General features: G+C 54.4%; 19 protein-coding genes. 11 read left to right on the top strand and 8 right to left on the bottom strand.

All coding sequences use genetic code 11. The features are described from left to right. Positions 1-128: 128 nt before the first annotated feature. Positions 129-878, bottom strand: a complete 750-nt coding sequence (gene hutC, locus FAZ14_RS03610; RefSeq protein WP_038905149.1) for a histidine utilization repressor — start codon at positions 876-878, stop codon at positions 129-131. A 316-nt stretch (positions 879-1194) separates the two neighbouring features. Between hutC and FAZ14_RS03605 the strand changes: the two genes are divergently transcribed. The 7 genes from FAZ14_RS03605 (at position 1195) to hutU (ending at position 9562) form a co-directional block, all read left to right on the top strand. After that, positions 1195-1884 (top strand): ATP-dependent Clp protease proteolytic subunit, encoded by a 690-nt coding sequence (locus tag FAZ14_RS03605; protein WP_153508038.1) that lies wholly within the window; start codon positions 1195-1197, stop codon positions 1882-1884. 250 nt (positions 1885-2134) lie between these two features. After that, on the top strand, positions 2135-2899 hold the full coding sequence (locus FAZ14_RS03600; RefSeq protein ID WP_153508037.1) for a YkgJ family cysteine cluster protein: 765 nt from the start codon (positions 2135-2137) through the stop codon (positions 2897-2899). Positions 2900-3563: 664 nt separating this feature from the next. Next, positions 3564-4526, top strand: a complete 963-nt coding sequence (locus FAZ14_RS03595) for an ABC transporter substrate-binding protein (RefSeq protein WP_029456579.1) — start codon at positions 3564-3566, stop codon at positions 4524-4526. Between the two features lie 18 nt (positions 4527-4544). Then, entirely contained in the window at positions 4545-5405 is an 861-nt protein-coding gene (locus tag FAZ14_RS03590; RefSeq protein ID WP_016943376.1) for an ABC transporter permease, read from the top strand. Further along, positions 5402-6187: an ABC transporter ATP-binding protein gene (locus tag FAZ14_RS03585; protein WP_016943377.1), complete on the top strand. Its 786-nt coding sequence runs from the start codon at positions 5402-5404 to the stop codon at positions 6185-6187. Before FAZ14_RS03590 ends, FAZ14_RS03585 begins: the two co-directional genes overlap by 4 nt. Positions 6188-6294: 107 nt before the next feature. Continuing rightward, positions 6295-7857 (top strand): histidine ammonia-lyase, encoded by a 1563-nt coding sequence (gene hutH / locus FAZ14_RS03580; RefSeq protein WP_029456581.1) that lies wholly within the window; start codon positions 6295-6297, stop codon positions 7855-7857. Between the two features lie 13 nt (positions 7858-7870). Continuing rightward, positions 7871-9562, top strand: coding sequence for a urocanate hydratase (gene hutU / locus FAZ14_RS03575; protein WP_153508036.1), 1692 nt, complete (start codon positions 7871-7873; stop codon positions 9560-9562). 127 nt (positions 9563-9689) lie between these two features. Here the strand turns inward: hutU and FAZ14_RS03570 are convergent, their stop codons facing one another. The 5 genes from FAZ14_RS03570 to manD all read right to left on the bottom strand — a co-directional run bounded on the left by FAZ14_RS03570 (position 9690) and on the right by manD (position 16252). Further along, on the bottom strand, positions 9690-10376 hold the full coding sequence (locus tag FAZ14_RS03570) for a GntR family transcriptional regulator (RefSeq protein WP_038925285.1): 687 nt from the start codon (positions 10374-10376) through the stop codon (positions 9690-9692). A gap of 130 nt (positions 10377-10506) precedes the next feature. Beyond that, complete coding sequence (locus FAZ14_RS03565; protein ID WP_038925286.1) at positions 10507-11964, bottom strand: mannitol dehydrogenase family protein; 1458 nt, start codon at positions 11962-11964, stop codon at positions 10507-10509. A 63-nt stretch (positions 11965-12027) separates the two neighbouring features. Then, positions 12028-13572, bottom strand: coding sequence for an MFS transporter (locus FAZ14_RS03560; protein ID WP_153508035.1), 1545 nt, complete (start codon positions 13570-13572; stop codon positions 12028-12030). A gap of 30 nt (positions 13573-13602) precedes the next feature. Further along, on the bottom strand, positions 13603-15009 hold the full coding sequence (uxaC, locus tag FAZ14_RS03555) for a glucuronate isomerase (protein ID WP_153508034.1): 1407 nt from the start codon (positions 15007-15009) through the stop codon (positions 13603-13605). A gap of 28 nt (positions 15010-15037) precedes the next feature. Beyond that, a complete protein-coding gene (gene manD, locus FAZ14_RS03550; RefSeq protein ID WP_153508033.1) occupies positions 15038-16252 on the bottom strand; it encodes a D-mannonate dehydratase ManD in 1215 nt (404 codons plus the stop codon). A 275-nt stretch (positions 16253-16527) separates the two neighbouring features. On the opposite strand from manD, the gene FAZ14_RS03545 reads away from it, so the two are divergent. Continuing rightward, positions 16528-17619: an iron-containing alcohol dehydrogenase family protein gene (locus tag FAZ14_RS03545; protein WP_016943384.1), complete on the top strand. Its 1092-nt coding sequence runs from the start codon at positions 16528-16530 to the stop codon at positions 17617-17619. Between the two features lie 136 nt (positions 17620-17755). Here the strand turns inward: FAZ14_RS03545 and pelI are convergent, their stop codons facing one another. After that, positions 17756-18790 carry a pectate lyase PelI gene (gene pelI / locus FAZ14_RS03540; RefSeq protein ID WP_153508032.1) on the bottom strand — a complete coding sequence of 345 codons (1035 nt, stop codon included), beginning with the start codon at positions 18788-18790 and terminating at the stop codon, positions 17756-17758. A gap of 641 nt (positions 18791-19431) precedes the next feature. On the opposite strand from pelI, the gene FAZ14_RS03535 reads away from it, so the two are divergent. Next, on the top strand, positions 19432-19794 hold the full coding sequence (locus FAZ14_RS03535) for a hypothetical protein (protein WP_016943387.1): 363 nt from the start codon (positions 19432-19434) through the stop codon (positions 19792-19794). A 298-nt stretch (positions 19795-20092) separates the two neighbouring features. Here the strand turns inward: FAZ14_RS03535 and FAZ14_RS03530 are convergent, their stop codons facing one another. Beyond that, entirely contained in the window at positions 20093-21205 is a 1113-nt protein-coding gene (locus FAZ14_RS03530) for an ABC transporter ATP-binding protein (RefSeq protein ID WP_153508031.1), read from the bottom strand. Positions 21206-21567: 362 nt separating this feature from the next. On the opposite strand from FAZ14_RS03530, the gene FAZ14_RS03525 reads away from it, so the two are divergent. Continuing rightward, positions 21568-22800 carry an extracellular solute-binding protein gene (locus FAZ14_RS03525; protein WP_016943389.1) on the top strand — a complete coding sequence of 411 codons (1233 nt, stop codon included), beginning with the start codon at positions 21568-21570 and terminating at the stop codon, positions 22798-22800. 148 nt (positions 22801-22948) lie between these two features. Further along, on the top strand, positions 22949-24178 hold the full coding sequence (locus FAZ14_RS03520) for a carbohydrate ABC transporter permease (protein ID WP_235914462.1): 1230 nt from the start codon (positions 22949-22951) through the stop codon (positions 24176-24178). The last annotated feature ends 7 nt before the right edge of the window (positions 24179-24185 follow it).

The following is a 24185-nucleotide window of genomic DNA, read 5'->3' as shown; positions in this document are numbered from 1 at the left end:
ACACGCATGCGTGTTGTCCTGCAACTCGAATTATTTTGGGTATATACCGTCTATTCCCATTCAACACTAAGGTGCCGTTTCCCTGCCTGTGGGTGGCTGACACCAGAATAGCCGAATGGGATAGGTGCTTAGCCGCCGAACCGTCCGAACAATTGATAACGGGAACCGGGATAAAACAGCCGCGCGGCGGTAACGACCCGCGAGCCGTGCCAGGTCCGGCGGCGGATCAGCAGACAGGGTTCCTGTTCGTCCAGCGCCAGTAGCTCGCGCTGGCGTGGTTCAGCAGCAACCGCTTCAACCCGGTGCTCACCGGCGGTCAGTGGTGCCACGCGGCTCAGGTAACTGTGTGGCGTGACAACAGTAAAATCCTGTTGCAGATAATCCGGTGCCACCTGGGGATTCACGTAGCGGATCTCCAACTGTACCGGCACGCCGTTTTCATAGTGCACAATTTGCGAATGAAACAGTGGCTGCCCAGGCGCGATATCCAGTTGTGCGGCCTGATCGCCGTCGGCACTGAGACGTTCGAGCAGCAGTACCTGGCTGCTGTGGCGATGACCGCGTGCGGCAATTTCATCGGCGATGTTGTGAACTTCCAGCATCGCGGTATGGGCTTTCTGCTCAGCCACAAAGGTTCCCACCCCCTGCATCCGCACCAGAAAACCTTCGCTGGTCAGTTCCCGTAATGCCCGGTTGATGGTCATACGGCTGACACCCAATTCGTTGACCAGCTCACTTTCCGACGGCACCCGTTGGTGTGATTGCCAGGCTCCGCTACGAATCTGGTTGATGATGGCTTGCTTTACCCGCTGGTAGATGGGGGCCGGGGTATCACTCATGGCCGCGGCAAGTTGGGACGCGGTTTGCTGGTCGGTCAAGGCGTTATCCTCAAAAGGCGACAGATAATGGCAGTGTAACGAACAACGCCCAGTCCTGTATAGACAACCTGTGAGGCGAGGTGGTTTTTGTCGCGGCTGACGTTTGCTTAGGTTGTAGTAAAAACGAGGGAGTAAAAAACCGAAGGAGTAAAGCTAAGACAGTAAAAACGGAGAGAGTCGAGCCAGAGGCGTCACATTTCATCATATCCCGTTACCTTTTGGCATTTCCAAAGCCAAAGGGCCTGTAACACAGTGAATTGCCTGCCATTCGGCGGTGTGACACACCACAGCCCGGATAACTGATGAGGAAATAAACGTGAAGAAACGCCTCTGCCTGTTGCTGCCGTTATTACCGTTGGCCGTATTGCCTGCAAGTGCGATGGCAACGCTGAAAATGATCACCACACCGGGTGTCGCGCCGGATGCCGTGAGCGCAGTAAAAATGTATTTCAGCGGAAATATCAATGAAGAAAAAGTGACCGAGCTGACGATGGCGCTGGATGAAGCGAATATGCGCTTTAAAAACGCGCACGATCTCTATTTGTATATCAATAGTCGAGGCGGTGAGTTAGACAGTGCCCATGTTGCTTATCTGGCGATAAAAAGCTCGCGTATTCCGGTGACGACCGTTGATATGTCGATGACGGCTTCTGCCGCTACCGTACTGTTCTGTGGGGCCAAAAACCGGGTCATGTTGCCGAATACGACCCTGCTTATCCATCCTCCAGCCGTTAACCAGAGCGAGAAAAGTAGCACACCGGACAGCCTGGAGCTTAAGCAGCAGTGGTCTTCGCATTATGTCGACATGCTAAAAAACGTTTACCGGCAGTGTACTACGCTGAGTGATGAGGCGATGAACAAGGCGTTACACAGCGAAGATGCACATTTGTTTCTGAGCAATAGTGAAGCGGAAAAGATTGGCATAACGACCGCGACCGAAGAACAGATTCATGCCGCCGATGTGGTTTATTTCATCAATGATGGTTCGCCCCGGGATAAGGGATAACGTTTTCCCTCAACGCCTCACCCGACCCTGATTTTACTGACCCTTTCTCCTCATAGTCGTCAGGCAGACGGCCTGTTCCTGTCTGACGTTCACCGCATTTTGTAAATTTATCAAAAGATCGATCCTTATCGTTATTCTGACGATATCTTTACGCAACCCTGACATTGGGATGACGTTTAGGTGACGTCTTCCATCTTGTCGGGCTTATTCCTGATTTGTGCATGTGGTGTCAATTAAGAGTCGATCATCGATGAATACAACGTTTTCTTGTGTGGAATGCGGTAAATGCTGCATAGGTCATCATGTTCCCCTGACTCTGACTGAGGCGAAAGAATGGGCGCAGGACGGTGGGCAAATTATCGTGCTGGTGGAGGGGTTTTTGCAAAATGGTATCGGCATCCCGCCAGCGCAGCGGCAGCATGCCCAGTCACGCTCTTGCGATGTGATAAGTGGTGAGACCCGGGCATTTATCGCTATTACCTTTGCGGCTTACAATCCTGGCCCGTGTCGGCATCTGGACGACGACTTACGCTGTCGAATCTATGCGCGTCGGCCGTTGGTGTGCCGGATTTACCCGATGGAGATCAACCCGCATATTCCACTGCGGCAGGTTAACAAGGATTGTCCGCCCGAGGCCTGGCAACACGGTGACGCGCTGATTGTTTCAGACCGGCTGGTGGACCGTGAAACCGAGGTGCTGATCGAACGTTCCCGCCAGGCGGATCGTGATGATATCCATATAAAAGCGTCAATTTGCCATTGGCTGGGGATCGCCACCAGTGCGCTCAAAGGTGATGGTTTCACGGCATACCTGCCGGATATGACGGCGTTTCTGTCGGCGCTGGAACTGGCCGGGCAGTTTACCGCCGAAGAACATGCTGACGCCGCACCGGGCCGTGCATGGCAGTTCCATGTTTCCGGCGAGGACGTGCTGGAAACCCTGAAACAAGCCGGTGCTGACGCGGTCACTGGGCCGTCTCTGTCTTATGGTTTTATCGGTTTGCGTGCAGCCTGATGGCGTAATGCCGTTTACAGCTGTTGACAAACAGCCGGGGTGTTTTGTGAATGGTGATGCCTGTTTGACCAGTGAATGGTTTCGTGCGGGATAAGCGGTATCGTTTCTTTGCTATTTCATCGCACGCACGACAAGGAGAGGCTTAAACGCCGCCTCTCCTTGACCTCTGGCTGGTGGCTAAACTGTGCCGCTACGCGGTCCCTTCGGCGTTCGCCTTCGCTGTTCGGGCCGCCCGTGACGCGGTTACTCGCCCCATCCTTGGGGCTCGCCCTTCGGGCCAGCGTAAACGCTGTTCAAAAACGTTCCCGACGTTTTTGTCTGGCACGGCACGGTCTTTCGCCGCGTCCGTGCGGCTCACCCGGCGAAGTCGTCCGCCTCAGCACAGTTTTAACGCCGGAAAACCCATTCGCCTGATACTTAAATTGGTTTGTCAACAGCCTCAAACAGCGCAATGCCATTTGCGTGACTGAAAACAGGGCAGGGTGCACCGTTATAGGGCGCTCTGCCTCCCTCCCTGTGGTGATTCTCTTCTTCCTGTCGCGTCATCCCGCCGTTTTTCCGTCGATTTACCGGTGTTGCTGTGCTGGCACGCCTCTTGCTTGTATAGACAAGATTATAACACTTGCGGTCCATTGCTTTTTCTTTTCCTGACAGGAGTAGAAACATGAGTACAGCACCAGGTCGTACCGGTTGGAAAATCTCGTTGATGGCGGTTTGTCTGGCTAGCGTCCTGAGCGCACAGGCACAGGAAACGCCGGTGGCTATCGGTATTTCCGGCTGGACGGGCTTCGCCCCGCTGACACTGGCGGATAAGGCCGGTATTTTTCAACAGCACGGGCTGAAGGTGGATCTGAAAATGATCCCACAGAAAGACCGCCATCTGGCGGTAGCATCTGGTGCGATTCAGTGTGCCGCCACAACGGTGGAAACCTACGTTTCCTGGGCGGCCAGTGGTGTGACGCTCAAACAGATTGTCCAGCTCGACAAATCCTATGGTGCGGATGGACTGGCAGTACGCAACGGCATTAACAGCGTGCATGACCTGAAAGGGAAAACCATTGGCGTTGATGCACCCGGCACCTCGCCGTACTTCGCACTGGCGTGGATGCTGGATAAAAACGGCATGAGCCTGAAAGACGTCCACCTTGCAACGTTGTCGCCGCAGGCGGCGGCTCAGGCGTTTGTTGCCGGGCAGAATGATGCCGCCATGAGCTATGAACCGTACTTGTCTACCATTCGTCAGCAGCCGGACAAGGGAAAAATTCTCGCCACAACACTCGATTACCCGATGGTGATGGACACGCTCGGTTGTACGCCGGCGTTTTTGCAGCAATATCCGCAGGCTGCGAAAGCCCTGGTAGAAAGCTATTTTGACGCGCTGGAGATGATTAAAACGCAGCCGGATAAGGCCTATGACATCATGGGCGCGGCGGTGAAAACCAGCGGTAAGGAGTTCGCCGAGTCAGCCCGTTATCTACGCTGGCAGGACCGGGAGCAAAATCGCGTCTTCTTTAGTGGCGAAATCGCCCGGTTCAGCGAAGAAGCGTCAAAACTGTTGCTGGAGGCGAAAGTCATTCGCCAGCAACCGGATCTTTCCGCGCTGTATGACGCCAGCTATGTGAAATAACCGAGGAGAGATGCGGACATGGCGGACATCAATAGCCTCCCTCACACCACCATGCGTACACCTGCGGCACTGCCCGATGCGCCGGTGCGGGTGCATAACCCGTTAATGGTGCCGCTGCGACCGGTATCGATGCGCTTACGCTGGACGCTCGGCGTAGGGTTCTTCGTGCTGTTTATCAGCCTGTGGTCGCTGGTGACGTTCAGCGGTGTGGTTTCCGCCACATTTCTGGCTAACCCGCTGACGATGCTGCATGAAGGGGTGTTGCTGTTTACTGATTATGATTTTCAGCAAGACATCGGCATGACGGTGATGCGCGTGGTGGCGGGTTTTCTGCTGGCGGCGTTGATTGGGGTGCCGCTTGGCATCCTGATGGGGGCATACAAGCTGGTGGAAGCCTTCTTTGAACCGTTTGTGTCATTTTGCCGTTATCTGCCCGCCTCGGCGTTCGTACCGTTGCTGATTTTGTGGGCCGGTATCGGTGAGATGCAGAAGATACTGGTGATTTTTATCGGCTCGTTCTTCCAGATTGTGTTGATGGTGGCGGTTAGCGTCGGCGCTGCACGGCGTGATCTGGTCGAAGCGGCGTATACGCTCGGGTGCTCCAGCCGCAGTGTGGTGACCCGGGTGTTGATCCCCGGCGCCGCACCGGGGATCGCCGAATTGTTGCGGCTGGTACTCGGCTGGGCCTGGACTTACGTGATCGTCGCCGAGCTGATTGGTGCCTCAAGCGGTATCGGCCACATGATTGTCGATAGCCAGGCGCTGCTCAATACCGGACAAATCATCTTCGGCATTATTGTTATCGGCGTTATCGGGTTGCTGTCCGATTTCCTGTTCAAAGCGGTTAATCGCCGTTTATTTGCCTGGAGCCTGTCATGAAATACAGCAAGCTGACCATTCGGCAGGTGGAGCGGGTGTTTACTGGCCCGCACGGTGAGGCTATCCCGGCGTTGCAGCCCATCGATTATCAGGTCAATGAAAACGACTTCGTCACGATTTTAGGACCATCCGGTTGCGGGAAATCGACGTTACTGCGCATTATTGCCGGACTGGATGCGCCAACCCGTGGCGAAGTCTGGCTGGATGGCGCGCTGGTGGACGGCCCCGGAGCCGATCGTGGCATGGTCTTTCAGAGCTACACCTTGTTTCCGTGGCTGACGGTGCGTGAGAACATCTGTTTTGGGTTGCAGGAGCGGGGTGTCAGTGCGGCGCAACAACGCGAGCGCAGCGAGTATTATCTGCATCAGGTTGGGTTAAACGGGTTCGAGCATCATTACCCACGCCAGCTCTCCGGTGGCATGCAACAACGCACCGCCATTGCCCGCGCGCTGGCTAACGACCCGAAAGTCCTGTTGATGGATGAACCCTTCGGTGCGCTGGATAACCAGACCCGGGTCATGATGCAGGAGTTGTTGTTGTCGGTGTGGGAGTCGTCGCGCAAGACGTTGTTATTCGTCACCCACGATATCGACGAAGCGATTTTCATGGCGAACAAAGTGGCGATTTTCAGCGCCCGGCCGGGTCGGATTAAAACGGAAGTGGCAGTGGATTTTCCATGGCCGAGAGACTATACCCTTAAAACCTCGCCAGAATTTATGGCGCTCAAGGCGCGGGTGACGGAAGAGATTCGTAGTGAAACCCGGCAGGCGCTGGCCCACTGAGCGGCGCACTGCGGGTGTGCAGGATGAAACATACGCACCGGCTGGATAAAGGATGATGAACGCAGCCGGATTGGTTTAGCTTTACTTGTCTATACAGGATTAGATATATGTCACAAACCCGAAGCTATTGCCTGACGCCCGGCACGGTGGATCTCGCCACACTGCGCGCGATTTATCGGGGGAACGTCACCCTGACACTGGCAGCACAGGCGCGCACGGCGGTGGCAGCCGCGCAGGAAACGGTGCAGAACATTGTGCGCCAGGACCGGGTGGTCTATGGCATCAACACCGGTTTTGGCAAGCTGGCCCAGACCCGTATCCCCGCCGACAGACTGGCGGAGCTACAGCGTAATCTGGTGCTGTCCCACAGTGTCGGCATCGGTGAACTGTTGCCGGATGACGTGGTACGTCTGGTGATGGCGACCAAAGTCATTAGCCTGGCACGCGGGCACTCCGGGGTGCGATTGCAGGTCATCGATACCTTGCTGGCGCTGTTTAACGCCGGGGTCATGCCTTGTATTCCAGAAAAAGGTTCGGTGGGGGCCAGTGGCGATTTGGCACCGCTGGCGCATTTATCGCTGCTGCTGTTGGGAGAAGGGCAGGCGCGGGTTGACGGCGCGCTTATCCCGGCGGCTGACGGGCTGGCGCGCGCTGGCGTTGAGCCGTTGGTGCTGGGGCCGAAAGAGGGGCTGGCGCTGCTCAACGGTACTCAGGTGTCTACCGCACTGGCGTTGCGTGGGCTGTTCGAGGCTGAAAACGTGTTTGCCGCCGGGCTGGTGGCAGGGGCGCTATCACTGGAGGCTATCAAAGGTTCGGTGAAACCGTTTGATGCCCGTATCCATCAGGCACGTGGTCAGCACGGGCAGATAGCGGTCGCCGCGGCCGTCAGCACCTTGCTGACTGACAGTGAGATTTTGCAGTCACACGTGCATTGTGGCCGGGTACAAGACCCGTATTCGATTCGCTGTGTACCGCAGGTGATGGGGGCGTGTCTGGATAATTTGCGTCATGCCGCCCGCGTGCTGGTCATTGAAGCCAACGCCGCGTCGGATAACCCGCTGGTGTTTCCCGATGCCGACGAGGTGATTTCGGGGGGCAATTTCCACGCTGAACCGGTGGCGTTCGCCGCTGACATCATCGCACTGGCGGTGGCGGAAATCGGTGCCATTTCAGAACGACGCATGGCGCTGCTGCTCGACAGCACCTTATCCGGGTTGCCGCCGTTTCTGGTTAACGATGGCGGGGTGAATTCCGGATTTATGATAGCCCAGGTGACCGCCGCCGCGCTGGCGTCAGAAAACAAATCGCTGGCGCATCCTGGCAGCGTCGATAGTCTGCCGACCTCCGCCAATCAGGAAGACCATGTATCGATGGCGACCTATGCCGCCCGTCGTCTCGGCAGCATGTGCTTTAACACCGCGACGGTGGTGGGGATTGAAGCCATGGCGGCGGCGCAGGGCATCGACTTCCATCGTCCATTGAAAAGTTCGCCGTTACTGGAGCGTGAGCTGGCGCAGGTGCGTGAACAGGTGGCGTTTCTGGAACGTGACCGTCTGATGGCGACCGATATTGAGCTGATGCGCCAGTGGGCCAGCCGTGATCACTGGCCGTCTGTTATCACCGCATTGTTACCCAGTTATGCCGCTGACCCGGCTTTTGCTTCTGTTTGATAAGGAATGTGCTATGACCTCCTCTTCGTCTACGACGTCTGCGGGTGCCCGCGTTGTGCGTGCTCCGCACGGCACCGAACTGCATTGTGAAAACTGGCTGATAGAAGCCGCCTACCGCATGATCCAGAATAACCTTGACCCGGATGTAGCCGAACGCCCGGAAGATCTGGTGGTGTATGGCGGGATTGGCAAAGCCGCCCGCAACTGGGACTGCTTCGACGCGATCCTGAACAGTCTGCGTCAGTTAAAGGCGGATGAAACCCTGCTGGTGCAATCTGGTAAGCCCGTTGGGGTGTTTCGCACCCATGCTGACGCTCCCCGGGTGTTGATTGCCAACTCGAACCTGGTACCGCATTGGGCCACCTGGGAACACTTCCATGAACTGGATAAAGCCGGGCTGATGATGTACGGCCAGATGACTGCCGGGTCGTGGATTTACATCGGTGCGCAGGGCATTGTGCAGGGGACTTACGAAACCTTCGCCGAAGCGGGTCGTCAGCACTATCAGGGCGATCTGAGCGGCAAATGGATCCTCACCGCCGGGCTTGGCGGCATGGGCGGCGCGCAGCCACTGGCTGGCGTATTGGCCGGTGCCTGTGTGCTGGCGGTGGAGTGTCAGGAGTCTCGCATTGATTTTCGGCTGCGTACCCGTTATCTCGACTATAAGGCCAACAGTATTGACGAGGCGCTGGCGATGATCGCCGAGGCCTGCGCGCAGAAAAAGGCCATTTCCGTCGGTCTGCTCGGGAACGCTGCCGAGGTGTTGCCGGAACTGGTGAAACGCGCCAAAGCCGGTGGCATGAAGCCGGATATCGTCACCGACCAGACCTCCGCCCACGACCCGCTCAACGGCTATCTGCCCGCTGGCTGGAGTGTGGCGCGCTGGGAACAGGAGCGTGTTAGCAATCCGCAGGCGGTGACGAAAGCTGCCTGTGCCTCAATGGCGGTGCATGTGCAGGCGATGCTGGATTTTTGCCACATGGGCGTGCCTACCGTGGATTACGGCAACAATATTCGCCAGCGTGCATTCGATGAAGGGGTGGGGAATGCCTTTGATTTTCCCGGCTTCGTCCCGGCGTACATTCGTCCGCTGTTTTGCGAAGGCAAAGGGCCGTTCCGCTGGGTGGCACTGTCCGGCGATCCGCAGGATATCTACAAAACCGATGCCAAACTCAAAGAACTGTTCCCGGATAATCACCACCTGCACCGCTGGCTGGATATGGCGCGTGAGCGCATCGCTTTTCAGGGGCTGCCCTCGCGCATTTGCTGGCTGGGGCTGGGTGAGCGACATCTGGCCGGGCTGGCGTTTAACGAAATGGTGCGTAACGGTGAGCTGAAAGCGCCGATCGTTATCGGTCGTGATCATCTGGACTGCGGTTCGGTGGCGTCGCCCAACCGGGAAACGGAAGCGATGCAGGACGGCTCGGACGCGGTATCGGACTGGCCGCTGCTCAATGCGCTGCTGAATACGGCGGGTGGCGCAACCTGGGTCAGTTTGCATCACGGCGGTGGCGTCGGCATGGGCTTTTCTCAGCATGCCGGTATGGTGATTGTCTGTGATGGCAGCGAGCAGGCGGATGCCCGGTTGGGGCGTGTGCTGTGGAACGACCCGGCTACCGGGGTGATGCGTCACGCGGATGCCGGTTATGACACCGCCAAAGCCTGTGCGGCAACGCACCAATTGAATTTGCCGATGGTGAAATAGGCCGTCATGACGGTTTACATGAGCAGGGCCGCCGGGCGGCTCTGCTCATCCTCAGGCAGGATAAACCGGGTAGTGGGCTGACGGCAGTGACCGAATCAGTATCGGTGTGATTTATCGACTGGCCGGTTCAGGGGTGCTCAAACCACTCCCGATTCTGTTCAGCAATCGGGGTAATCGAGTGGATCATTTCCTGCAGATGCCCACTCATCGCGGTTTCCACCGCGTTAGCATCACGCGCTTTTAATCCATTGAAAATCACATAATGCTGTTGAATCAGGCTGGCGGGCGGCGACACCTGGCTGAGGCTCAGGAAACGAACCCGGTCCATCGTGGCTTTGATCGATTCGATGGTTTCCCAGGCCAGAGGACACCGGGCAATTTGCGTCAGTAACTGATGAAAATCATCGTCCAGACTGAGAAATTCGCGTATCTGCTCGTTCTGTGCCGCCAGTTCCTGACGGCGCAAATTGTGTTCCAGCATCAGTAACTGTTCGTCAGTAATGAACTCGACAGCCCGGCGTACAATCGCGCATTCCAGTGCCTGACGAATAAAACGGGCATCGGCCACGCGCTGCTCGGAAATCTTCATCACGAACGTGCCGCGCTGCGGCAGAATCTGTACCAGCCCGGCTTCCGCCAGTTTGATGAACGCTTCTCGTACCGGTTGACGGGAGACAGAGAAACGAGTCGAAATTTCCTTTTCAGACAATAGCTTGCCGGGAGGGATCGTGCATTCCACAATGTCTTTGCGCAATACACGATAGATCTGTTGATTAACAGGTTCGTTGCTGTTGATTTGGGCGTAGTTATCCATGCATCCGTGGTGTATTTAAGCTGTTTGTCATCATGATACATGGTTAGCCAACGCCTTATCCATAAGGCGTGTGATTTTCCCCACCGCGGGCGCACAGGCTGACGGGGCGGCCTGTGCGCCCCAGGCGGTATTATTGCATTAGCGCCTGTAGCGTGGCGTTAACGCCGTGATCGACCAGCGACAGATAATAGCGGGTGACAGTCTGGACAAAACGGCTATCGGCGGGCAGGTCGCGACCAAAAATACTCTCCTGCGCCAGCAGGGCGTTAACACGCGCCTCGCCTTGTGCGCTGTGTTGAACAACCTGCGCCAGCACCTCTTTTTGTGGATCGCTTATCTCGATCGGCTGGCCTTGTTCATCCACGCCGCCGACATAGCGCATCCAGCCCGCCACCCCCAGCGCCAGCATGTCGAACCGGCTGTTATGGGCCAGATGCCAGCGAATGGAATCCAGCAGGCGCGGTGGCAGTTTTTGCGAGCCATCCATGGCGATTTGCCAGGTGCGGTGCTTCAGCGCCGTATTGCGATAACGTTGTAGCAGTGCGTCGGCATAAGCGACCCTGTCGACCCCGATGGTACGCAGTGTCGGTGCCTGCTCCTCTAGCATCAGGTGACGTGCGGCGGCGACCAGTACCGGGTCCTGCATACAGTCGCTGATATGCGCGTAGCCCGCCAGATAACCGAGGTAGGCCAGAAACGAATGACTGCCGTTGAGCATACGCAGTTTCATTTCTTCATAGGGTAAGACATCCGACACCAGTTCAGCGCCGCCTTTTTCCCATTCCGGTCGTCCGTTGACGAAGTTATCTTCGATGACCCACTGGAAGAAGGGCTCGCAGGCGACACCCGCCGGGTCATCAACCCCCAGCATGGCGGTGATTTGTGCCCGTGTTTCCGCGGTGACCGCCGGTACAATGCGGTCCACCATGGTCGACGGAAACGTCACGTTTTGTTCTATCCAGCCTGCCAGGCCGGGCTCCTGCAACTGTGCTAACTGGGTGATAACGTTGCGTGTCACATGGCCATTTTCCGGCATGTTATCGCACGACATAACGCTGAATGGTGGCAGGCCATGTTCTCTGCGACGTCTGATGGCAGCCAGTATCACGCCCGGCAGGGAACGGGGTTGTGCCGGGTTCTGAAGGTCATGCACGATCAACGGGTGTTCGGTGTTTAACTGCCCGGTAGCGGGGTGGTGGCAGTAACCTTTTTCTGTCACGGTGATCGACACAATGGCTATTTCGGGGGCGCTGAGCGTCGCCAGAATGCTTTCAATGCCGTCCAATTCGGCGTGCAATGCTTTTTTCGCCACACCGATGAGGCGGCTGCTCCAGTTATCGCCCGCCATTTCCGATACCGACCACAGCAGATCCTGCTGGCGGATATCCTTGATCTGTTGCTCTCCGCCAATCAGGTTGATTTCACAGTAGCCCCAATCGCTGCCGAATTGCGCGGCCAGTTTATCTGCGCACACCGCCTGGTGAGCGCGATGGAAGGCACCAAAGCCAATATGGGCGATGCGTGCCACCAGTTTACTACGGTCATACTCAGGCTTTACCGCGTTTGCCTGTAACAGTGGAGTTGTCATGACTTTTTTCCTAACGTGAATGCTTACCGGTGGTTTTTGACCACCGGAGTGACTGCTGAAATGTTATTCACCGACGTGAGTGATGGTTCGCGCCCTGTTGAGGGTGGGGGATTCGCTGTGTTGCCACAGGGTGTCGTAGGCATGACCGGTCAAGTCTTCCACGATACGACGTGTCTCTGGCGTGACGTCTTGCTTCCTGCCGTTCGCTTTCAGGCGTTCGACTTCATCGATAAGGACTTTGTGCGTTTGCTTATTGAGGTGGAAGGTCAACGCCTGCCACAGCGCAATCAGCAATAACCCAGCGGTACCGATAAACATCAGCCCGGCGATGGTGTTAATCGCTTCCTGTGGTTGCACCTGACTGCCTTTTACAAAGCCCCCCGATTGCAACAGCAAACCGACGACAAAGGTGGCGATGGCAACCGTGGTTTTGCGTGAGAAGGTCATGACTGCCGCGAACAGCCCTTCACGGCGCTGGCGTGTGACCATCTCATCGATATCGGGAATGAATGGGAAGACATTCCAGGGGGTAAATTCCAGCACGCAACGGCCAACCTGATAGCAACCCGCCAGCGCCACCAGTGCCACTGTCTTGTTATCCATCGGTACGCGGTAGACATAAAAGAAACCGGCGAGACACACCATCATCACCGTGTAGGCGAAGATGTACAGACGTGACGGACCGTATTTGATCATGGCAAGCCCGGCCAGCAACGTCACCGGTAACCCGACAATGCTCATGGAAAGCAGGCTGCCAGCAAATGACGACGACACGTTCAGGCAGTAGACGCAGAAGAACACAAACACGGTGTTATAGACGTCTTTGGCGGTAAACGAAAACAGGTAAATCGCCAGGTGTTTTCTAAAGGCCCGTATACGCAGGGTAGAGGCATAATCTTTCAGCAGCCCACCGAGCATCCGCAATTTTTCCCATACGGTGCCAGGGTGCCGTTTCGCTTCCAGTTCCTCCAGCATTTCCGGGGTGAGTTCACGTTCCCAGGTCACTTTCCATGAAATAAACACGCACAGCATAAAGGTCACGGCGAACATCACGCCATTAACCAGATACGCGTTGGCATCGTGCTCACCATAGTGCTTAATCAGCAGGCCGGGGATAAAGGTGGCGAGGAATGTCCCCAGTGCCGACAGAAACATACGGCAGGTAGAGAGTTTGGTGCGTGAGTTAAATCCTTTGGTCATTTCCGACGGTAGCGTTTCCCACGGAATAAGCACCATCGCGGCGATGATTTCGAATGCCAAATACACCGACAAGTAGAACCAATAGTTCATGCCGTTTACCCATAACAGGGCGTAAACCAGCATCAAGGGCGCACCAATTAATAAAAAGAATCGGCGGCGGCCAAATTTTTTACCAAAATAATTCTTATAGAAATGATCGGTAAAGCTGCCCATAAATAAACTAACAATCGCATCGACAATACGAGCGATGGCGACAATAGACGCCGCCTCTACGGGAGTTAACCCCACAAAGGTGGTATAGAAAAAGAGTAACCAGGCTCCGATGACGGTAAAGGCACCGCCACCCATAATATCTGTCAGGCCATAACCAATACTGACGGGTATCGTGACTTTCTTGGTACCAGACATAATTTATCCTCATTGAAATGAGAGTAATAATCAGAATTTAAAATAGTGTAGGGCGTTATCGTGGCAAATATTTCTTACCATGCGTTGGAGAATAAGCCTGTCGGCAGGATAGTCGCCATTCTCAATCCACTGCCCGATTAACCCGCAGAGAATACGTCGGAAATAATCATGGCGGGGATAAGAAACAAAACTGCGTGAGTCAGTCAGCATGCCGACGAAATTCATTAACAATCCCTGGTCTGCCAGGGTGTTAAGTTGGTTTTGCATACCACGGCGGGTATCGTTAAACCACCAGCCAGAACCGAACTGTAGCGGTGATTTAATGCCGTCTTCGCCAGATTGGAAATTGGCAATCGTCGAGGCCACAATATCGTTGTACGTTGCGTAGAGATTATAAAGAATGGTTTTCGGTAAGTGATTCTCCCTGGTCATGGCATTGAGAAAAGCATTCAGATTGCTGGCTAATTGATTCTGATCGGCAATGGAATCAAACCCACTATTGATGCCCACTTTTTCAAGCATTCGTTGATTGTTATTACGAATGGCACCGAAATGAATTTGCATGGCCCAATCATATTTTTTATAAAGCCTGGACAGCGTCATTAATAATACACTCTGCCAGGTGATTTCTTCTGTTGGGGATAATGCCTTGTTTTGTGCTTTTTTCAGGAATACCGCGTCGGCTTCATGAGGCGTAAATTCGCTAAACGTGAATGCTCCCAATCCGTGATCGGAAATACGACAGCCGACATCATGGAAATATTTCACACGCGCTTCCAGCGCACGCTCAAAATCCGCCAGTTGGGTAATTTTTTCACCCGTTAATTCCGACAGGCGTGTCAGTGCAGTAGAAAATACCTGATGTTGCTGGGAAAAAAACTCATCCGGACGGAAGGTTGGCAATACGCGTGGTGCGAAGGTGTCATCCTGTTTTAATAACTGGTGATAGTGTAAGTCGTCCAGCGGAGAGTCGGTGGTGCAGATAACCTCCACCCGGGAGCGCGTCATCAGCGCGCGTGGCGTGAAAGCCTCATCGCGGAGCTGGCGATTACAGGCCTCCATGATCTCACGCCAGTTGCGGCTGCTGAGCGGTTCATCAATGCCAAAGTACTGTTTGAGCTCCAGATGTGTCCAGTGATAAAGCGGGTTACCGAATGCCGCTTCCACGGTTTCAGCCCAGGCCTGAAATTTTTCTTCTGCTGTGGCATCGCCGGTGATGTAAGCCTCGGGGATGCCGTTGGCGCGCATTGCGCGCCATTTGTAGTGATCGCCTGCCAGCCATAGTTCGGTCATGTTGCTGAACGGGCGGTTGTGGTAAATATCCCTGGCTTCCAGGTGACAGTGATAGTCAATGATGGGTAAGTCACGCGCGACCTGTTGGTAGAGCGCTATCCCCGTTGGGTTGCCTATCATGAAGTTGTCGTTAATCAAGCTCATGGCTTTCTCTCCTCACCCTGTCGTTGGTTTACCAGTTCCACAGCGTGCCATCTTCCAGACGGGCAACCGGCAGATAGGCGGGGTCGTAGGGATATTTGGCCGCCAGTTTTTCGTCGAACTCGATCCCCAAACCGGGTTTATCGCCGGGGTGCATATAACCGTCTTCAAACGTCCAGTTATGCGGGAAGACGTCCAGCATCTGTTCGGAATACCCCATAAATTCCTGAATACCGAAATTCGGCACCCAGAGATCGAAGTGCAATGCGGCGGCCATGCAGACGGGTGACAAGTCCGACGGGCCGTGCGAACCAGTACGAACCTGATACAGCGAGGCGAAATCGGCGATACGGCGCATCCCGGTAATGCCGCCAGCGTGGGTGATGGTGGTGCGGATGTAATCGATTAACTGCTCTTCAATCAGTTGCTTGCAATCCCAGATGCTGTTGAAGACCTCGCCGACGGCAATCGGCGTGACGGTGTGCTGGCGAATCAGGCGGAAGCAGGCCTGATTTTCGGCCGGTGTCGGGTCTTCCATCCAAAACAAACGGTACGGCTCCACGCTTTTACCAAAACGCGCAGCTTCAATCGGCGTCAGGCGGTGGTGCATGTCGTGTAGCAGGTGTTCGTTAAAGCCAAATTTGTTACGCACGGCTTCAAACAGGCTGGGGGTGAAGTCGAGGTACTTCTCCGTTGACCAGACTTGTTCTTCCGGCCAGTTGCCTTTGGTGGCGGGTTCATATGCCAGCCCTTTGCCCTTCGACATACCATAGGTGGTTTTCATACCCGGAATGCCGCACTGCACACGAATCGCTTTGAAACCCTGTTCGCGGTGGCGGGCATAGTCATCCAGCACCTCGTCGATAGAGTGACCGGTAGTATGGCAATACACCATGACGCCACTGCGGGAAGCGCCGCCCAGTAACTGGTAGAGCGGCATGTTCGCTACTTTGCCTTTGATATCCCATAACGCCATATCCACGGCGGAAATGGCCGACATGGTGACCGGACCGCGACGCCAGTAAGCGCCTTTATAGAAATATTGCCAGATATCTTCGATCTGCCGGGCGTCACGGCCGATCAACTGCGGGCAAATATGATCCTTAAGGTAAGACGCAACGGAGAGCTCCCGTCCGTTCAGCGTGGCATCGCCAAGACCTGTGACGCCGCTGGTCGTGGTGATTTTCAAGGTAACGAAATTACGTCCCGGACAGGTGACAAACACTTCTGCGCTAACGATTTTCACGGTTTTGAGTCCTTTTTATGTCTTCTACGCTGACTACCATACAAGTATATATTTGCGTGCACTATGCGCTGCCTCACAGTTATTCATTTGGCTGGGTAAAAAAACCGCCTTACGCCATGCCGGAACCGCTGATGGCAATCTGTAGCGAAAAGCCGCCGTTAAGTGGCATAGTGTTTGCTTGATAAATAGCGTGACGGGCCAAAACAGGGGGCAGCATCGAGCCCCGACAGGCCATTAATTGCAATCAATGACAGCAAACAGGAACAGTAATAGAGATGACACAACAGGTTTTCTTTCCCGCCACCGTGTTGCGTGGCGTCGGGGTTAGTCAGCAGTTGGGGGCGGTGTGTGCCCGGTTCGGTAGTCGGGTTCTGGTGGCCGGAGGGCATCAGGCGCTGGCAGCCGCACAAACCGTGATCATTGAGCAACTGCGGCAGGCCGGGGTGACGCTGACGGCGGTAGAGTGGTCCGGTGAGCAATGCAGCGTCAGTCAGATAGAACGGTTGTGCGCGCGGGTGCGTGAAACCGACAGCGATCTGATCCTGGCGGTGGGGGGCGGTAAAGCGCTGGATACAGGGAAAGCGGTGGCGTTTCAGTGTGGTATTCCGGTGGTGACATTGCCGACGATTGCGGCTACCTGCGCGGCAGTGACCCCGCTGTCGGTGCGTTACCATGATGACGGCCATTTCCACGATTTGTATCACCTGCCGGTGGCCCCCGCTGCCGTGGTGATAGACAGCGCGCTGCTGGTACGCGCCCCACTGCGCTGGCTGGCAGCCGGGCTGGGGGATACGCTCGCCAAGTGGTATGAGTTCCGTGCGATTGATAAAGGTGACGACAGCAATGGCTTTGCGGCGTCATCACGGGCTAACAGCGAGATCTGCTTTCGGTTGATAGCACAGCACGGCGAGGCCGCTTGCCGGGCGGTGATGGAAGGGCAAGCCAATGACGCGCTGGACCAGGTGCTGGATGCCATCTTCCTGTTTGCCGGTCTGACATCGCTGATGGCCAGTGGCGCACATGCCGCAGCCTCCCATGCGTTGTATGAAGGGTTTACCGTGTGTGATAAAACCCGTGAATTTGGTCATGGCTTGCTGGTCGGTTTTGGCAATTTGTGTCTGCTGGCGCTGGAACAGCGTAGCGATGAGGAGTTGCTGGAAGCGATTCGGCTGGCGCATGCCTGTGCGGTACCGCTGACACTGGCGGCTATCTGCCCGGATCTGTCAGACGACGAACTGGCGGCGATTATTCGTGCCTCGATTGATGCGCCGGATATGGCGAACATGCCGTTTAACGTGACGGAGTCGCAGTTGCATCAGGCTATACGCCGGGTTGAAGCGCTGGCCGTGCGCGTCACCGCCGGGTAATGCGCTAACCATCACGGAGTCGACTCACCCTGCGGGTGGGGCGATAAGGCGATAACAAAGACCGGGCGAGCCCGGTCTTTGTTTGATGGATACTTATGGAAGCCCGTGTTGTGTTTCAATCGGTCACATGACCCTGTCAGAGTTTGCTGACGCCAGAACGACTCACCTTGCAGTTAGCGGTATCCCACTTCTCACCGTATTTTTCCGTTGAACCCTGGCCTTTCACCACGCCTTTGAACTCTTCGCAGACGGGCGGTTTGCCTTCCTTATAATTCTTGATTTTCAGACCACTGATGGTGGCCACATCACCGTAGTTACGGTTCACACCGGCAATGCTGTCAATGGTGCCGTTCACGGTGGCGCTGGTGACGGTCAGGAAGCGCGGACCGCCATTGTTGGAGCAGTCACCGCAAGAACGCCACAGCTTTCCGTGTTCACCGGTCAGGGTAAAGTTGCCCTTCACCACGGTGGTGCTGTTTTTGGAGTTGTGCTGCAATACTTTGTCCGGTTTACCGCCGTAACCGTCTTTAGCGTTGTGCGCTATCCCGCCAACGATGGTGAGGGTTTTACCGTTATTGGTTGCGGCATCTTCACAGATGTCCTCCCAGATGACGTTTTCGATGGTGCAGTTACCGCTGTCACAGTGAATGCCATCCGCACCGCCGGAAGCCGAAATACGCAGGTTTTTCACCGTGGCGTTTTTCAGAATGATCAGTGGCTTTTGTTTATCACTGTCATTCGGGCAGGACGTACCGATAGTCACGCCGCCGCAATCGACGGTGCGGTTTTCGAATGTGACGCCCGGTTTGCACTCAGAGCTGGCTTTCGCTGCACGCAGCGGGCCGGTGCTCGGTGCCGTGGTCACGGCATTCGACACGGTCTGGTTTTGATTGTCGCTGACAACATCGACCCAATACCAATAGTTGACGCCGCTATTGGTGTCGGCATCGTTAAAGGTGCGGGTTTCTGCATCCAGTACGGCGATGCGTTCACGCAGGTCAGGATTACTGGTTGTGCCGCGATATACTTCCTGACGCACAACTTTACTGGCATCGGTAGACCAGCCCAGATAATTGACATCACTTTTCTGGGACAACATCAGCGTGGTTTGGGTCGCGAGCGATGGTGCCGCCAGCGCGAGTGCACACAGAGGTAATACATACTTAAGCATACAGTCTCCTTGTAAATCCCACAGGTATTGACTCTCATTCAGTTGAGAGAAAGAAATAAATAAAAGCGGGTACTTCCTGAAAGTATCGAGACTACTATAGATCAAAAAATAAAAACCGCGAGAAAAATAAACCGCTGTTTCGAAAATTAATCTTAGGTGACGGTGAGTCGTCTTATTTTCCCGTTATGAAAATAAGAATCCATCATGATTATTTGTGATATGTGAGTGAAAAATATAAAAACGACTGTGATTGATATCAATTTTTTATTACTGGTGAATTGATTTCACTCTGTGTTTAAGAATGGGTCTGGCAGCGATATGGCAACAGGTGAATAATTCGGTATGTGGTTTATTGAGCTGTGATAGCGATATGAATGAGATGTTTCCCGTTGGCACCGCAGGCAGGCTACCAGGTGATGATTGACTCGGATATTACCGGACTGGCTCTGCCGATGATGGTATCAAATCCCCCGTCTGGTCAGGTAATCATGGTCTGATTTTTACTAAGATGACTATTCTGTAATTTCTTAAAAATATAAAACAATGTAACGTAAAAATGGTGAATACATTCATATGTATGTCACATCTGTTTTTATTTATAGGGATTTATACTTAATATTGAAATAAGGATATCTGTAGTGATGATGAAGAAGACCGTTTGGGGAACACAAGTTGCCATACTATGGGGTATCGTAATGGGTGGGGCCACCTTGTTGGCGGGATGTGGCGGCGCTGAGCCAACAGAGCAGGAAATCAGGCAGACCATTGATGAGAGCGTGATGCAAACCAATCAGGAAATAAAACAGCGAGTAGGTTCGCTTTTTAATGACGAGATGTTAATTAAAATCAATTCATTAAAAAGGTTGGGTTGTATTAACGTTAAAATGAATACTTATCAATGCAATGTTGAACTCGATGTTACCACGCCGCAAGGTAGAAACAAAAAAGAAACCGTTGTGCTTTTTTTTATTCGTAAACATGGCGGATGGAAGATAATAAAGTAACGTGTTATTTCCATAATTGGTATTTCTGTAAGTAGTATTTCTCCATGAGTGGTGTTATAGGGAAAGAATGCCACGATTATTTATTCTGCATGATTTCCCTATTCTCCTGAATGGAGTGCATCGGTTTCCCAAACGGTATTCACACCATACATCAGGTCGCAAGGGAGTCTGTTTTGTTACTCAGCCCATCCGTGGGCGTCACTCTGGCACAACGCATTGTTGACATTGTTGACATTGTTGACATTGTTGAATGCCTCAATGCTCATCTATCCGTGCATATCTATCCATGCATATCTCATCAATGTACATCGGGGACAGGCACGTCGGCGTTGATTCGCCGCCCAGTGGCGTCAAACACCAGACAGTGAGTGGCGTCGAAGCCGACAGTGATCGCCTGCCAGGGACGGAATTGTACGTCGCCGGGCAGCAGAATTTTAAAACCGTCGTGACCGTAGCACTGCCCGAACAGGTAGGTGTTATTACCCAGTCGTTCAACCACTTCGCACTGGAAATCCAGCGTCACCGTATGCGAGGATGGCTGAATACCGAGATGCTCCGGGCGAATACCCAGTGTAATCGCATCGCCAGCTTCGAGCGGGGAGGTAGCGATAGCCAGCGTCAGCGTTTTCTCTGCCGTCAACGCGACGGTTAACTGATACGGCTGCCAGGCGATGACGGTCGATGGCAGAAAGTTCATCTTGGGTGAGCCGATAAAACCGGCGACAAAGCGATTGACCGGGTTGTAGTACAGCGCCATTGGCGAGCCGGTTTGCTCCACCTTGCCGCTATTCATCACCACGATTTTATCGGCCAGTGTCATCGCTTCCACCTGATCGTGGGTCACATACACCATCGTGGTTTTCAGCTCCTGATGCAGCCTGGCGATGTGCAAACGCATATCCACCCGCAGCTCAGCATCGAGGTTGGAGAGCGGCTCGTCGAACATAAACACTTTTGGGTTACGCACGATGGCGCGGCCGATAGCCACGCGTTGGCGCTGTCCGCCGGACAGCTGTTTCGGTTTTCGGTCCAGTAAATGAGACAACTGTAGGGTTTTGGCCACCATCTCGACCTGATGGCGAATCTCCGCCTTCGGCACCTTGTTGACTTTCAGTCCATAGCCCATATTTTCCGCCACCGTCATGTGTGGATAGAGCGCGTAAGACTGAAACACCATCGCCACGCCACGATGAGCCGGTGCAACGTCATTCATCACCTCGTCATCAATCAGAATCTTGCCATCGCTAATCTCTTCCAGACCGGCGATCATCCTCAGTAACGTGGATTTGCCGCAGCCAGAAGGGCCGACAAACACCGCAAACTCACCCGCCTGGATATCCAGATTGATATTGTGCAGCGTTTCAGTGTTGCCAAAGCGTTTGGTGACATTTTGTAAGCATATGCTGGACATCCGCTTTTCCTCAAACGGGTTTATCAATACGGCGACGGCAACATGCCGCCAGCGTCGCGTCAGTCGGTAAATGTATTACGTGTAACAAATTTTATCGGATAACCTGACCGCGTATTTACGTTGAAAAGACTATAACTGCCTTGTTTTTTGCACCCTATCGGCATGTTCCATTTCTGCAATTGTGATCACACAATAGCCACTTTTCTGTCGTCATATCAGGATGCTTAGCGTAGCGTATAACATCATCATCAAATGATTCATTTCGGTTTTAACCCCTTAATCATAAGGTGATGTCAGGTTTGCCAATGCGAAGTGCCATGCTTTTTTTATTTAAAATGTTATACCTTCACATGAGGTCGATAATGAAAACCAAAACACTTACCGCCCTGCTACTCTCCACCACGGTGGTCGGCCACCTGTCGGCGTTTTCGGTGCATGCCGCACCGTCACTGACCGTTTGGGAAGACATCCGCAAGTCGGATGGCATTAAAGACGCCATCAGGGATTTCGAAAAACAGTTCAACGTCAGCGTGAACCTGCAGGAAATGCCGTATGCCCAGCAACTGGAGAAATTGCGTTTAGATGGCCCGGCGGGTATTGGCCCCGACGTACTGGTCATCCCCAATGATCAAGTGGGCGGGGCGGTGGTGCAGGGGTTGATTGCGCCGCTCAAACTCGACCAAACCGTGCAGGACAGCTTTACCGCGGCGTCGATTGCCGCATTTCGCATGAACAATCAGGTGTATGGCTGGCCGAAAGCAGTGGAAACCCTGGTGCTGATTTACAACAAGGAACTGGTGAGCAAACCACTGGCTAGCTTGCAAGAGTGGTATGACTTTTCCCGCCAGCGGCAGGCGCAGGGGGCATTCGGGCTGTTGGCGAAGTTTGATCAGATTTACTACAGCTGGGGCGCTATTGGGCCGATGGGCGGCTATATCTTCGGCAAGAATGATAAAGGTGGCCTCAACCCGTTGGACATCGGGTTGAATACACCGGGGGCGGTGGATGCCGTCACACTGCTGCGTAAATTTTACGCAGATAAACTCTTTCCCGCAGGGATTATCGGTGATAACGGGTTAAACGCCATCGATTCGCTGTTTACTGAGAAAAAAGCCGCCGCTGTGATCAACGGCCCTTGGGCGTTCCAGCCCTATGAGGCGGCGGGCATTCACTACGGCGTGGCACCGCTACCGCTGCTGCCGGACGGCAAACCAATGAGCTCGTTCCTTGGCGTGAAAGGCTATGTGGTATCGACCTGGAGCAAGGACAACGCACTGGCACAACGCTTTATCGAATTCATCAATCAGCCGCGTTACGTGAAGGTCCGCTACCAGCGTACCGGTGAGATCCCGCCGCAAAAAAGCATGATCGACGACCCGTTAATTAAGAACGACGAGAAAGCCAGCGCGGTTGCCATTCAGGCCGCCCGCGCGGTGCCCATGCCGGGTATCCCTGAAATGGGCGAAGTCTGGGGGCCAGCTAACGCGGCGCTGGAGCTGAGCATGACCGGCAAGCAACAACCGAAAGCGGCACTCGATAACGCGGTGAAGCAAATCAAAATGCAGGTTGAGGCGATGCAGGCCAGCAATCAGTAACCGCCGTTATTCATTGGCATCGGTCATATAGTGCGGGAGGGCAGCCTCCCGCGATAACAAGGAGTCGCGTGTGATTATCAGTTCTGGCGAACCCCTTTGTGGGGAAAAGCGTACCCGACACCACGCCTGGGTTGCGGCAGGCTGCGCCGTGCTGCCCGGCGGCGGGCAGTTTTACCATCGTCAGTGGGCGAAGGGCATGATCTTTTTAGTGCTGCTCGGTAGTTACCTGGGGGTATTCCATGATTTTCTGCGCACCGGTCTGTGGGGCGTGTATACGCTGGGCGAGGAAGTCCCGCGTGATAACTCCATCTTCCTGCTGGCGGAAGGGATCATCAGCGTGCTTATCATCGCGTTTGGTGTGCTGATTTATGCCTGGTCTATCAACGACGCCTGGCGTAACGGCAAGCGACGTGATGAGGGGCTGGCGCTTCATAGTGTGCGCCAGCAATACCGCCTGTTGTTGAGCGAGGGCTTCCCTTACCTGATGATTACACCGGGGTTTATCCTGCTGGTGTTTGTGGTGATATTCCCGATTCTGTTTGGTTTCGCCATCGCCTTTACCAACTATAACCTGTACCACACACCGCCCGCCAAACTGGTGGAATGGGTCGGCCTGAAGAATTTCGTCAGTATTTTTACCCTCAGCATCTGGCGTTCGACATTTCTGGATGTGCTGCAATGGACGGTGGTGTGGACGCTGCTGGCGACGACATTGCAGTGCACGGTGGGGGTATTGCTGGCAATCCTGGTAAACCAGAAAGACCTGCGTTTTAAACCGCTGATTCGCACGATTTTCATTCTGCCGTGGGCGGTGCCGGGGTTCGTCACTATTCTGGTGTTCGCCGGGATGTTCAACGATTCGTTTGGCGTAATTAACAATGCCATTCTGGCGTCGTTAGGGGTGAGCCCCAAAGCCTGGTTGACCGATCCGTTTTGGACCAAAACGGCGTTGATCATGATGCAGACCTGGCTCGGTTTCCCGTTTGTGTTCGCCATGACCACCGGCGTGCTCCAGGCCATTCCGGAGGATTTGTACGAGGCGGCCACGATGGACGGTGCCAGCCGCTGGACGCAACTGCGCACCATTACGCTGCCGCTGGTGCTGTATTCGATTGCGCCGATCATCATCACCCAGTACACCTTCAACTTTAACAATTTCAACATTATCTATCTGTTTAACAACGGCGGGCCTGCCGTCGCCGGCTCCAATGCCGGGGGCACCGATATTTTGGTGTCCTGGATTTACAAGCTGACGATGTCGTCGTCCCAGTATGCGATTGCCGCCACCATCACCATCCTGCTGTCGATCTTTGTCGTCGGCCTGGCGTTGTGGCAATTCCGGGCGACCCGGTCGTTCAAAAACGATGACATGGCTTAAGGGGGCA

This window comes from Dickeya oryzae, from assembly GCF_009372235.1.
Taxonomy (GTDB): Bacteria; Pseudomonadota; Gammaproteobacteria; order Enterobacterales; family Enterobacteriaceae; genus Dickeya; species Dickeya oryzae.
The sequence above is the reverse complement of the archived record's forward strand: the minus strand, read 5'-3'. Positions and strand labels throughout refer to the sequence as shown.